This is a genomic window from Kitasatospora sp. NPDC048715, assembly GCF_043198905.1.
Lineage (GTDB): Bacteria > Actinomycetota > Actinomycetes > Streptomycetales > Streptomycetaceae > Kitasatospora > Kitasatospora lactacystinica.
On record NZ_JBICVH010000002.1, the window covers coordinates 214375 to 228827 of the forward strand.

1 protein-coding gene is annotated in these 14453 nt (G+C 75.8%); it reads left to right on the forward strand.

Features of this window, described 5'->3' with window-relative positions; translation table 11 throughout:
* Positions 1-99 precede the first annotated feature (99 nt).
* Positions 100-14442, forward strand: a complete 14343-nt coding sequence (locus ACGFSC_RS05010; protein ID WP_359897837.1) for a type I polyketide synthase — start codon at positions 100-102, stop codon at positions 14440-14442.
* Positions 14443-14453 lie beyond the last annotated feature (11 nt).

Genomic DNA, 14453 nt, shown 5'->3' on the forward strand with positions numbered 1-14453 from the left:
CGAAGGCGTCCCGGTCGGCGCGCGACCCGTGGGAGCGGGCGCCCCGCCACGGTCCGGCGACTGGTGGTCCTGATCGCCGTGAAGGAGTCCGAAGTCACGATGACGCACCCCGACGGTACGGAAGCACCGCTGCTGTGGACACTGGCCGGCAGCGGCAAGGAGTCGCTGGCGGCCGGCGCGCGCGGCCTGCACGCGTACCTGGCCGGTCGTGACGACTGGAGCACCCAGGACATCGCGTTCGCCCTCGCGCGCACCGCTTCCGAGGGGAGCCGGCGGGCGGCAGTGGTGGCGGACGGCCGGGACGGATTCCTGCAGCGGCTGGACGCGCTCGCCGACGGCAGGAGCATGCCCGGCCTGCTGGAGGGCGCCGCAGGGGCAGGCGGGCGGGTCGCCTTCGTGTTTCCCGGGCAGGGCGCGCAATGGCCCCGGATGGCGGTGGACCTGCTGGACACCTCCACGGTGTTCCGCGACCGGATGGACGCGTGCGCGCAGGCCCTGGAACCGTTCGTCGACTGGTCGCCGATCGACGTGCTCCGCGACCCGGACGCGTCGGGCGCACCCGCCGGGGACCGGGCCGACGTGGTGCAGCCCCTGCTGTTCGCCGTGACGGTGTCGCTCGCCGCGCTGTGGCGCTCCCACGGCGTGGAACCGGCCGCAGTGCTCGGGCACAGCGTCGGCGAGGTCACCGCCGCCGCGGTCTGCGGCGCGCTGTCCCTGGACGACTCCGCGCGGGTGGTGGCCCTGTGGAGTCAGGCCCAGGCGACCCTGGCCGGGCAGGGCGACATGGTGTCCGTCATGGCCCCGGCCGGCGAGGTCGAGCCGCGGCTGCGCCGCTGGGACGGCCGCCTCGTCGTCGCCGCGCACAACGGCCCGCGGTCCGTGATCGTCTCCGGCGACCGCGACGCCGCGGCCGAACTCCTCGCCGACCTGGCCGCGGACGCGGTGCACGCACGGCGGATCGCGGTGGGCCTGGCCGCCCATTCCCCCCACATCGACGCGATCGTCCCCCGGATGCGCGCCGACCTCGCACCGATCCGCCCCCGCACACCGCATCTGCCCTACTACTCCGGACTGACCGGGGGACGACTGGACGTCCCGGTCCTGGACGCCGACTACTGGTGCCGCAACCTGCGCAACACGGTCAGGTTCCACCAGGCGGCCGGGGCCCTGCTGCGGGACGGGTACGGGGTCCTGCTGGAGGTCAGCCCGCACACCGTGCTGACCTCTGCCCTCGCGGACTGCGTGGAGGAACACGGCGCGCAGACCGCCGTCCTCGGGACGCTGCGCCGCGACCAGGGCGGTCCGGGCCGGTTCCTGACCTCGCTCGGTGACCTGTACGTGCACGGGGTCACCCCGGACCGGGAAGCGCTGTTCGCCGGGCAGCACGCCCGGGTGCGGGAACTGCCGGCGGCTGCCCTGGCGGCGCTCGCGGAGCCCGGCCCGGCGGACGCGAACGGGCCCGGCGGCGCGGGCGGCGCGGGTGGTGACCGGGATGCCGGCGCCGCGTTCCGCGCGGAGCTGGCCGGATCGGACGTACCGGAGCGGCGTGCCGCGCTGGCACGGCTGGTGGGCGAGGAGATCGCCGCGCTGACCGGGCGGTCCGATCCGGTCCCCGCCGACCTGGCCTTCCTCGACCTGGGATTCGACTCCGTCACCGCCGTGGAGCTGCGCAACCGGCTGAGTGCGGCGACGGCGCTGCGCATCCCGGCGACGGTTGTCTTCGACTGTCCGACCCCGGCGGCCCTGACCGCGTACCTCTGCGCCGAGATCGGCGGCGACCGGCCCGACAGCAACACGGACGTGGACGAGCCGGTGCGGCGGGCCGAGGACGACGACCCCGTGGTGATCGTCGGCATGGGCTGCCGCTACCCCGGCGGTGTCGGCAGCCCCGACGAGCTCTGGGAGCTGGTGTCGGCAGGTGCCGACGCCGTCTCCGCGCTGCCCGACGACCGCGGTTGGGACACCGCCGGACGGTACGACCCCGCACCGGGGACGCCGGGCCGGTACTACCAGCGAGAGGCGGGTTCGCTCGCCGGTGCGGCGGACTTCGACGCGGAGTTCTTCGGCATCTCGCCGCGCGAGGCGGCGGCGATGGACCCGCAGCAGCGGCTGCTGCTGGAGACGACCTGGGAAGTGCTGGAGCGGGCCGGGATCGACCCGGCCACCCTGCGGCGGACCCCGACGGGCGTCTACGTCGGGGCGATGACCATGGACTACGGGCCCACTCTCGAACAGGGCGCCGACGAGGGCGGCCACCTGCTGACCGGCAACACCGGAAGCGTCGCGTCGGGCCGACTGGCCTACACCCTCGGTCTGGAGGGAGCGGCGGTCACCGTCGACACGGCCTGCTCGTCCTCGCTGGTGGCCCTGCACCTCGCGGTACGGGCGCTGCGGTCGGGTGAGTGCTCGCTGGCGCTGGCGGGCGGCGCGACCGTGATGTCCACGGTCGGCATGTTCGTGGAGTTCAGCCGTCAGGGCGGACTGGCCCCGGACGGCCGCTGCAAGGCCTTCGCGGCAGCCGCCGACGGTTTCGGCCTGGCCGAGGGCGTGGGGATGCTGCTGGTGGAGCGGTTGTCGGACGCGCGGCGCAACGGGCATCCGGTGCTGGCGGTGATCCGTGGTTCGGCGGTGAATCAGGACGGTGCGAGCAACGGTCTGACGGCGCCGAACGGTCCGTCGCAGCAGCGGGTGATCCGTGCGGCGCTGGCGGACGCGGGGCTGGTGGCGTCGGACGTGGACGTGGTGGAGGCGCACGGTACGGGGACGCGGCTGGGCGACCCGATCGAGGCGCAGGCGCTGCTGGCGACGTACGGGCAGGACCGTCCGGCGGACCGTCCGGTGTGGATCGGCTCGCTGAAGTCGAACATCGGCCATTCCCAGGCCGCGGCGGGGGTGGGCGGCGTCATCAAGTCGGTGCTCGCCCTGCGGCACGGGGTGATGCCGAAGACGCTGCACGTGGACGGTCCGACGCCCGAGGTGGACTGGTCGGCGGGGGCCGGGCGGTTGCTGACGGAGGCCCGTGCGTGGGACGACACGGGCCGTCCGCGCCGGGCGGGTGTGTCCTCCTTCGGCATCAGCGGGACCAATGCTCACGTGATCCTGGAGTCGGCGCCGGCCGAGGCTCCGGCCGGGGCGGTGGAGGGTGCCCGGCGTCCTGGGCCGGTGGTGTGGCCGGTGTCGGCGCGCAGTGCGGAGGCCCTGCGGGCGCAGGCGGGGGCGTTGGCGGCGCGGGTGGTGGCGGAGCCCGGGCTCGACACGGCGGACGTGGGTCATTCGCTGGCGGTGGGGCGTGCGTCCTTCGAGCACCGTGCCGTGGTGGTGGGCGGGGACCGGAGCGAGTTGCTCGACGGCGTGAAGGCGCTGGCGGATGGGCGTTTGGCACCGGGGTCGGTGTCCGGCGGCGGGTTGGTTTCCGGTCGTTCGGTGCTGGTGTTCCCGGGGCAGGGTTCGCAGTGGGTGGGGATGGCCGCGGAGCTGCTGGCCGAATCGGCTGTGTTCGCGGGGCGGATGGCCGAGTGCGAGCGGGCTCTGGCGCCTTACGTGGACTGGTCGTTGGCGGAGGCGCTGGGTTCGGAGGCGCTGCTGGCGCGGGTCGATGTGGTGCAGCCGGTGCTGTGGGCGGTGATGGTGTCGCTGGCGGAGGTGTGGCGCTCGTTCGGACTCGTTCCGGACGCGGTGGTGGGCCACTCGCAGGGCGAGATCGCGGCCGCGGTGGTGGCGGGTGGTCTGAGCCTGGAGGACGGGGCGCGGGTGGTCGCGTTGCGTTCCCGTGCGGTGGGGGCGTTGGCCGGCCGTGGCGGGATGGCGTCGGTTCCCCTGCCCGTGGACGTGGTGCGGGAGCGGATCGCGGGCCGGTTGTCGGTGGCGGCGGTGAACGGTCCGTCGTCGACGGTGGTGTCGGGTGACGCGGACGCGGTGGCCGCGCTGGTGGAAGAGCTCGTCGGGGAGGGGGTGCGGGCGCGTCTGATCGAGGTCGACTACGCGTCGCACTCCGCGCATGTGGAGGAGGTCCGCGAGCGCCTGCTCGCCGACCTGGACGGCATCACGCCTCTCGCGGGTTCGGTGCCGTTCTTCTCGACGGTGACGGGCGGCTGGCTGGACACGAAGTCCCTTGATGCCGAGTACTGGTACCGCAACCTCCGGGAGACCGTCGAGTTCGAGCGGGCGACCCGCGCGCTCCTGGCAGCCGGGCACCGCGTCTTCGTCGAGTCCAGCCCGCATGCGGTGTTGTCGGTTGCGGTGGGGGAGTCGGTGGAGGCCGCGGGTGTGGATGCCGCGGTGCTGGGGACCTTGCGCCGGGGGGAGGGCGGCCCGGCTCAGGTGCTGCGTGCGGTGGGTCGTGCGTGGGAGTGCGGGTTGGGGGTGGACTTCTCGGGTGCGTTCCCGGGGGCGCGGCGGGTGGACCTGCCGACCTACGCCTTCCAGCGGCGGCGCTACTGGCTGACGGCCCCCGCCGCCGTCCCGGCCGCCCCCGCCGAGGACCGCTGGGACGACCCGGAACTGCAGGACCCCGCCCAGCTCGCCGAAGCCCTCGGGGTCGGCCGGGAAGCCCTGGACGAAGTCCTGCCCGCGCTGGCGACCTGGCGCTCCGTCAGGAGCCGTGAACGGAGGGCGGAATCCTGGCGCTACCACGTTGCCTGGGCACCCCTGTCGGTCGCGCCGGCGGACAGCCTCCCCGGTCGCTGGCTCGCCCTGCGTCCCCAGGGCGACGACGCGGCGGCCGTCCTGGACACCCTCGGCGAGGCCGGAGCCGACCTCCTCCCGTGCGTCGTCGACGATCCGGGCGCGACCCGTGAACAACTGGCCGCCCTGCTGACGAAGACCGCCGCGGAGCAGCCGATCGCCGGTGTGCTGTCCCTGCTGTCCTGGGAGGAGCGCCCCCATCCCGAACACCCCGACCTGCCCGGTGGTCCGGCGCTGACCCTCGCGCTGGCCCAGGCGCTGGAGGACACGGGCATCCACGCCCGGCTCTGGACGCTGACGAAGGGAACGGCGGTCCTGGGCGGCGCTGAGCGGCCCGGACACGTCGGTCAGGCCGCGTCCGCCGCCCTGGGCCGGACGCTGGCACTGGAGCACCCGCATCGCCGCGGCGGTCTGATCGACCTGCCCGAGGTGCTGGACGTACGGGCCGCCCGCCGCTTGTGCGCGGTGCTCGCGGGAGCCGCGGCCGACGAGGAACAGGTGGCGGTGCGCTCCACCGGGGTCCACGGACGCCGTCTCCGGCCCGCGTCGTCCGTGCCGCCGAAGGCCCGTAAGGACGGCGCGGCCGTGCGGACGCGACCGCGATGGCGGGGCACGGTCCTCGTCACCGGTGGCACCGGTGGCGTCGGCTCGCACACGGCGCGCTGGCTCGCGGGCCAGGGCGCGGAGCGGCTGCTGCTGGTCAGCCGCCGCGGTGCCGACGCACCCGGAACGGACGCGCTGCGGGAGGAACTGACGGCGCTGGGCGCCGAAGTGGCCTTCGCGGCCTGCGACGTCGCCGACCCGGCCGCACTGGCGGCGCTGCTCGCCGACATCCCGGCGCGATGCCCGCTGTCCGCCGTCATCCACGCGGCGGGCGTCCTCGACGACGGTGTGCTCGACGCGCTGGACCCCGCGCGGCTCGCCGTGGTGCTGCGCGCCAAGCTGACCGCCGCCCGGAACCTGCACGAGGCCACCGCGGGTCTCGACCTGTCGGCCTTCGTGGTGTTCTCGTCGGTGATGGGCGTCGTGGGCAACGCCGGGCAGGGCAACTACGCGGCCGCCAACGCGGCCGTCGACGCACTCGTCGCCGCCCGCCGGGCCGCCGGGCTGCCCGGCACGTCCGTGGCCTGGGGCGCCTGGGCCGGGCCGGGCATGCTGGCGGACGGTGTCGCCGCGCGGCTGCGGGACTTCGGCATGCCGGTGATGGAGCCCGAAACGGCCGTCACCGCGATCGGCCGGGCACTCGCGGAGGACGACGAGCTGGTCGTGGTCGCCGATGTCGACTGGAGGCGCTTCACCACGGGCATGGGCCTGCGGTCCGCCGCCCTGCTCGACGGGATGCCGGACCCGGCTGCCGCGAGGCCCGTCCCGGATGCCACCGCACCGTCGGCGGCCCGGGAGGGCGGCGGCTCCGCCGACGCCCTGCGGCAGCAGATCGCCGTACTGCCGCGCCACGAGGACCGGGTCAGGACCCTCACCGAACTGGTACGCACCCACGCGGCGACGGTCCTGCGCCACCCGGACGTCGACACGGTCCAGCCCGGAAAGGCGTTCTCCGCGCTCGGCTTCGACTCGCTGACGGCGGTGGAGCTGCGCAACCGGCTCGTCGCCGTCACCGGACTGGCCCTGCCCGCCACCGTCCTGTTCGACCATCCCACGCCGTCGGTACTGGCCGACCGGCTGCTCGCGGACCTGGACCTGGACCTGCCGGACGCGGCGATCGGCGCCGCCGAGTATGTCGGCTCCGTCGGCTCCGTCGGCTCCGAGGCGAGCCGGGGGGCGGCACCCGGCGGCAACGAGCCGATCGCGATCGTCGGCATGGGCTGCCGCTTCCCCGGCGGGGTCGCAGGGCCCGAGGACTTCTGGCACCTGCTCTCGAAGGGCACCGACGCCGTCGGCGACTGGCCGTCGAACCGGGGCTGGGACACCGAGGGGCTGTACGACCCCGACCCCGACCACGCCGGCACCACGTACAGCATGCAGGGCGGCTTCCTGCACGACGCCCCCGAGTTCGACGCGGAGTTCTTCGGCATCTCGCCGCGCGAGGCCCTGGCCATGGACCCGCAGCAGCGGCTGCTCCTGGAGACCGCCTGGGAGGCGGTCGAGGGCTCCGGGCAGGACCCGACCGCGCTGAAGGACCGGCAGGTCGGCGTCTACATCGGTACCAACGGCCAGGACTACTCCGCGCTGCTGCAGGGCGCCGAGGGCGTGTCCGAGGGCCATCTGCTGACCGGGAACACGGCCAGCGTGCTGTCCGGGCGGCTGTCCTACGTCCTCGGCCTCCAGGGGCCCTCGCTCACCGTCGACACCGCGTGCTCCTCGTCGCTGGTGGCGCTCCACCTGGCCGTGCAGGCACTGCGGCGCGGCGACTGCGAGCAGGCCCTCGCGGGCGGGGTGACGGTGATGAGCACCCCGCGGCTCTTCGTGGAGTTCAGCCGTCAGCGCGGGCTCGCCGCCGACGGACGGTGCAAGGCGTTCTCGGCGGACGCGGACGGCACGGGCTGGGGCGAGGGCGCCGGAGTGCTGCTGCTGGAGCGCCACAGCGACGCCGTGCGCCACGGCCACCCCGTACTCGCGCTGATCAGCGGCACCGCCGTGAACCAGGACGGCGCCAGCAACGGGCTCACCGCCCCCAACGGCCCGTCCCAGCAGCAGGTCATCCGTGCCGCGCTGGCCGACGCCGCGCTGCGCGCCGACCAGATCGACGCGATCGAGGCCCACGGCACCGGCACCAGGCTCGGCGACCCCATCGAAGCGCAGGCGCTCCAGGCCGTCCACGGGCCGGCGCGCCCGGCGGACCGGCCGCTGTGGCTCGGCTCCGTGAAGTCGAACATCGGGCACACCCAGGCGGCGGCCGGGGTGGCCGGGGTGATGAAGATGGTGCTGGCCATCCGCCACGGCGAACTGCCGGGAACCCTGCACGCCGGGACGCCGAACCCGCACGTCGACTGGTCCGACGGTGCCATCCGCCTGCTCACCGCGCACACCCCGTGGCCGGAGACCGGGAACCCGCGCCGGGCAGGCGTGTCGTCGTTCGGCATCAGCGGCACCAACGTGCACGCGATCATCGAGCAGGCACCGGCCGTCGCGCCCACCCCGGAGCGGACCGACACCTCGGCCGCGCCCGCCCCGGACACCGCCGCCCCGGACACCGCCACGACGGTCACCGCGCGCCGGGCCGCCCCGCCCGTGCCGCTGCTGCTCTCGGCCGGCACACCGGAGGCCCTGCGGGCACAGGCCGGCCGGCTGGTGAGCCGGCTCGATGCCGACCCGGACGCCGAACTGGCGGACGTCGCCTACTCGCTCGCCACGGGACGGGCCCCGCTCGAACACCGGGCCGCCGTCCTGGGACGGGACCGGGCATCCGTCCGGCGCTCGCTCACCGCACTCGCGCGCGGTACGGCAGCGGGCCACCTGCTCACCGGCGGCGCCGTACGCTCCGGCCGGACCGCCTTCCTCTTCCCGGGACAGGGCAGCCAGCGAGCCGGAGCCGGTGCGGAGCTCTACCGCGACGACCCGGTGTTCGCCGACGCCCTCGACGAGGTGCTGACCGGCCTGGACCCGCACCTCGACCTGCCCCTGCGCGACATCCTGTTCGCCGAGCCCGGAACCCCCGGTGCGGCGCTGCTCGACCGCACCCGGTACACCCAGCCCGCGTTGTTCGCCCTGGAGACGGCGCTGTTCCGGCTCGTACGGCACTGGGGTGTGCGGCCCGACCTGCTGATGGGGCACTCCATCGGCGAACTCGCCGCCGCCCACGCGGCGGGCGTGCTGGACCTGCCCGATGCCTGCGCGCTGGTAACGGCCCGGGGCCGGCTGATGGACGAACTGCCCGAGGGCGGGGCGATGGTGGCGGTGGAGGCCACCGAGGAGGAAGTGCGCCAGGCCCTGCTGGACGACCGCACCGGGCACCCCCTCCCGGAGACGGAGACGGAGACGGAGGCGGACCGCGACCCGGGCCGGGACGCGGTGGACATCGCCGCCGTCAACGGGCCCACCTCCGTGGTCCTGTCCGGTGACGCGGACGCGGTGCTGCGCCTGGCCGGGGCGTTCCGCTCCCGCGGACGGCGCACCCGCCGGCTGAGCGTGAGCCACGCGTTCCACTCCGACCGGATGGACGGGATGCTCGACGCGTTCCGGGACGTGGCCGAGTCGCTGACCTACCACGCGCCCGGCATCGAGATCGTCTCCAACCTGACCGGGCGCACGGCCACGGCCGCGGAACTCCGTTCCCCCGACCACTGGGTGCGCCACGCCCGGGGCACCGTGCGCTTCCTGGAAGGGGCCCGCCGGCTGCGGGCCGAGGGCGCGACGACGTACCTCGAACTCGGACCGGGCGGCGTGCTGTCCGGCATGCTCCACGCCTGCCTCCCCGACGCCGCCCCCACCCCCGGCGGCCCCGGCGGCCCCGGGACGGTGCCGCTGCTGCGCGACGGCCGCGGCGAGCCGGACACGGTCCGCACCGCACTCGCCTCGCTGCACCTGCGCGGTGTGGCGGTGGACTGGTCGGCGGGCTGGAGCGGCACCGACGTGCGGCGGGTCGACCTGCCCACCTACGCCTTCCAGCGCAGGCGCTTCTGGCCGGTGGCCGCGCCGGACCCGGCCCCCGCCGCCCGGCGCTCCCGGGAGACCGAGGTCCCCGCCGGCCCCCGCCGCTACCGCATCGCCTGGGAGCCGCTCACCGCGCCCGCGGAGTCCCGCCTCTCCGGCCGCTGGCTGCTCGTCACCCCGGACGGACCCGGTGCCGAGGGCACCGCACTCGCCTGCGAACAGGCGCTCGCCGGACACGGCGCCGACGTGGTCGTGATCCGGGTCGGGGCCGCCGTCGAACGCGCCGAACTGGCCTCGCTGCTCCCGGAGTTCGGCGCCCTGGAGGGCGTCCTGTCGCTGCTGGCGCTGGCTGAGGGACCCCACCCGGGCCTGCCGATGCTCGACGCCTGCCTGAGCGGGACCCTGCTGCTGCTCCAGGCACTGGGCGACAGCGGCATCGACGCACCCCTGTGGTGCGCCACCCGCGGCGCGGTGGCGGCCCACGGCACGGAGGAGGTCCGCCCCGAGCAGGCCCAGGTGTGGGGCCTTGGCCGGGTGGCGGCACTGGAGCACCCGCTGCGCTGGGGCGGCCTGGTCGACCTGCCGGACCTGCTGGACGGGCCCGCGCTGGACGGGCTGTGCGCGGTGCTGGCCGGACGGGACGGCGAGGACCAGGTGGCCGTACGCGCGCCGGTACCGCTGGGCCGCCGGCTCGTCCCCGCGCCGGAGCCCGCGACACCCGCGCCCGCACCGTGGACGCCGCGCGGCACGGTCCTCGTCACCGGCGGCACCGGAGGCCTCGGCGCCCAGGTGGCGCGCTGGCTCGCGGAGCGCGGCGCGGAACACCTCGTCCTCCTCGGCCGGCGGGGACCCGAGGCCCCCGGAGCCGACGCGCTGGTCGACGCCCTGGCGGTGCTCGGCGCCCGGAGCACCCTGCTGGCCTGCGACGTCGCCGACCGCACCGCGCTGGAACGGGTCCTGGGGCGGCTGCGCGACGAGGGCGACACCGTACGGGCCGTGGTGCACACCGCCGGACTCACCTCGGACACCGCGCTGATGGACTGCACGCCGGAGGAACTGGCCCGGCGGACGGCGGCCAAGACGCGTGGCGCGGCCCACCTCGACGCCCTGTTCGAAGGCCGCCCGCTGGACGCCTTCGTGCTGTTCTCCTCGATCTCGGGCACCTGGGGCAGCGGCGGCCAGGGCGCCTACGCGGCGGCCAACGCCTACCTGGACGGCCTCGCCGCGGCGAGGCGCGGCCGGGGCCTGACGGCGACCTCGGTGGCCTGGGGCCCCTGGGCCGGCGCGGGCATGGCCGACGGCGCCGTGGGCGACGGCCTGCGCCGCCACGGGCTGGTGCCGATGGCCCCCGCGGCGGCGCTCTCCGCGCTCGGCCTGGCGCTGACCCTGGACGAGGGCGAACCGGTCGTCGCCGAGCTGGACTGGAGCCGCTTCGCGCCCATCTTCGGCTCGGTCAGGGACAGTGCGCTGCTGCGCGGCCTGCCGGCCGCCCCGGAGCCCCGGGCGGCGGACGGCGGCCCCGCGGACGCGGACACCTCCGCCGGGTCCGGACCCGGCACGGGCGGCGACCCGACGTGGCCGCACCGGCTGCACCGGCTGTCCGAGCCCGAGGGCCGCAAACTGCTGACGGAGCTGGTCCGGAGCGAAGCGGCCGCCGTGCTGGGCCACGAGTCGGTTGCCGGCCTCACGGCCGACCGCCCGTTCCGCGAGCTGGGCTTCGACTCGCTCACCGCCGTCGAACTCCGCAACCGGCTGGTCGCGGCCACCGCTCTGCCGCTCGCGTTCACCTCCGTCTTCGACCACCCGACGGCAGCCGCCCTCGCCGCGCACCTCTTCGCCGGGCTGAGCGGCACCGAACCGGACACCGACGGTCCGACCGGCACGGCCGGGCCCGCGGCGGCCGACGAACCCCTGGCGATCGTCTCGATGGCCTGCCGGTTCCCGGGCGGCGTCCGCTCGCCCGAGGACCTGTGGCAGCTGGTGGCCGACGGAGTGGACGCGGTCACCGCGCTGCCCGCCGACCGCGGCTGGCCGCTGGACACCCTCTACGACCCGGACCCCCTGCACCCGGGCACCTTCTACACCACCGGCGGCGGATTCCTGGACGGGGCGGCCGAGTTCGACGCGGAGTTCTTCGGCATATCCCCGCGCGAAGCCCTGGCCATGGACCCCCAGCAGCGACTGCTGCTCGAAACCAGCTGGGAGGCACTGGAGCGGGCCGGACTCGATCCCGCGTCGGTGCGCGGCAGCGAGGGCGGCGTCTACGTCGGCGTGGCCGCCCAGGGCTACGGCACCGGCCCGCAGAACCCGTCCGACGAGGTCGAGGGGCACCTCCTCAGCGGCACGGTCACCAGCGTCGCCTCCGGCCGCGTCGCCTACACCCTCGGACTCGGCGGCCCCGCCGTGACCGTGGAAACGGCCTGCTCGTCCTCGCTGGTGGCACTGCACCTGGCCGGCCAGGCACTGCGCGCCGGTGACTGCTCGTTCGCCCTGGTCGGCGGCGCCGCGGTGATGGCGAGCCCGGACGTCTTCGTCGAGTTCAGCCGTCAGCAGGGGCTGTCGCCCGACGGCCGCTGCCGCTCCTTCGCCGAAGGGGCGAACGGTACGGGCTGGGGCGAAGGGGTGGGCGTCCTGCTCGTGGAACGCCTCTCCGACGCGCGCCGCCTCGGGCATCCGGTCCTCGCCCTCGTACGGGGCACCGCGGTGAACCAGGACGGTGCCAGCAACGGCCTCACCGCCCCGAGCGGCCCCGCACAGCAGCGGGTGATCAGGGCCGCGTTGGCCACGGCCGGACTGTCCGGCGCCGAAATCGACCTGGTCGAGGCGCACGGAACCGGTACCGTGCTCGGCGACCCCATCGAGGCGCAGGCCCTCCTGGCCACCTACGGCCAGGACCGGCCCGCCGACCGCCCGCTGTGGCTGGGGTCGCTGAAGTCCAACATCGGGCACACCCAGGCCGCCGCCGGCGTCGCCGGGGTCATCAAGACGGTGCTCGCACTGCGCAACGGCGTGCTCCCCGGCACCCTGCACGCACAGGAGGCGTCCAGCCGGGTGGACTGGTCGGTCGGCGCGGTCCGGCTGCTCGCGGACGCCCGCCCCTGGGACGCCCCGGACGGGGACCGGCCGCGCCGGGCAGGCGTCTCCGCGTTCGGCATGAGCGGCACCAACGCCCACGCCGTTCTGGAGGAAGCACCCGCCGCCGACGACGGTCCGCTGCCCGAAGGCACGGACGGCGAACCCTCCGAGGACACCGGGACCACGGTTCCGTGGCTGCTCTCCGCCATGACGCCCGCGGCCCTGCGCCGACAGGCGCGCCGGCTGGGCGAGCACCTGCGGGCCGACCCCCACGGGGGCGTCGCCGCACCGGCCCGCGCGCTCGCCACCACCCGCCCCGCCCTGCCCTTCCGGGCGGCCGCCACCGGCCGCGACCGCGACGCGCTCCTCGGCTGGCTGGACGCCCTCGCGGCGGGAGAACCCGCGCCCGACGCCGTGCAGGACCGGGCGCGCGGCGGACGTACGGCCTTCGTCTTCCCCGGCCAGGGCTCGCAGTGGGCCGGCATGGCCGTGGCGGCGCTCGACACCGCCGGGGCGTTCGCCGCCGCCATCGCCGACTGCGAACGGGCGCTCGCCCCGCACACCGACTGGTCCCTGACCGAGGTGCTGCGCGGCGCGCCCGGCGCACCGACGCTCGACCGCGTGGACGTCGTCCAGCCGGTGCTCTTCGCCGTGATGGTCGCGCTGGCCGCGCACTGGCGCGACACCGGGGTCACCCCGGACGCGGTCGTCGGACACAGCCAGGGCGAGATCGCCGCCGCCCACGTCGCCGGAGCGCTGTCGCTCGACGACGCGGCCCTCGTGGTGGCGCGGCGCAGCCGGGCGCTGCTGAGGCTGGCGGGACGCGGCGGCATGGTGTCGGTCGCCGCCTCCGCCGAGCGGACCACGAGCCTGATGCCCGCCGGCGGACGCCTCTGCGTGGCCGCGGTGAACGGCCCCGACGCCGTGGTCGTCGCCGGGGAGCCCGAGGAGCTGGCCGCCCTGCTCGCGGCCTGCGACCGGGAAGGCGTACGGGCCAGGGCGATCCCGGTGGACTACGCGGCCCACTCGGCCCAGGTCGCCGAGATCGAGGACGAACTGCGCGAAGCCCTCACCGGGATACGCCCCCGCGCCTCGGCCGTCCCGCTCTACTCGACGGTGACCGGCGAACCCGTCGCCGGAGAATCGCTCGACGCCGCCTACTGGTACCGCAACCTGCGCGAGCAGGTCGACTTCGTCGGAGCGACCCGCGCCCTGCTGGACTCGGGTCACACCCTGGTCGTCGAGGTCAGCCCGCATCCGGTGCTGCTCGCCGGGATCGAGGCGGTGGCCGCGGAGGCCGGGCGGGAGGTGTCGGCGGTCGGCACGCTGCGGCGCGGCGACGGTGGCCGGGACCGGCTGCTGGCCTCGCTGACCGAGGCGTGGGCGGCCGGCGGCGGTCCGGTGGACTGGTCGCCCTGGACGGGTGCCCCCGGGCCGGGCGGCCCGGCACCCGTCCTGCTGCCGACGTACCCCTTCCAGCGCGACCGGTACTGGCTGGCCACACCGGGCCGGACGGCCGCCGCGGTCACCACCGGGGTGCCGGCCGAGGAGACTTCGGAGGCCGCAGGCGACGAGGACGGTACCCCCGCCGCACGACTGGCCGCCCGGCTGGCCCCACTGGACCGGCCGGCACGCCGTCAGGTGGTGCTCGACCTGGTCATCCGGCACGCGGCCGCGGTCCTCGGCCATTCCGGAGCCGGTCCGGTGCGCCCGGAACGCTCCTTCTCCGAGATCGGCTTCGACTCGATGCTCGCGATGCGGTTCAGGAACGCGCTGTGCGAGGCCACCGGGCTGTCCGTCCCGCCGACGGTCGTCTTCGACCACCCGACGCCCGAAGCGCTCGCCGCCCACCTGGACGCGGAGCTGTCCGCCGCGCCCGAACCGCCCTCGCCGCTGCTGGCCGAGCTGGACCGGCTGGCCGCGCTCCTCGCGGCCGTCCCGCCCGGAGCGGCCGACACCGACGGGGTCGGCGAACGACTGAACGAACTGCTGCGCGGCTGGGGCCGGCGCGCCGGCGCACCGGGCGGCGAGGCACCACCGCCCGGACCGGTGGACGACACCGTCACGGCGATGGAAACGGCGACAGCGGACGAGCTGTTCGCCCTGATCGACAACGACTTCGGCAACGCCTGAGAGAGAGCTGG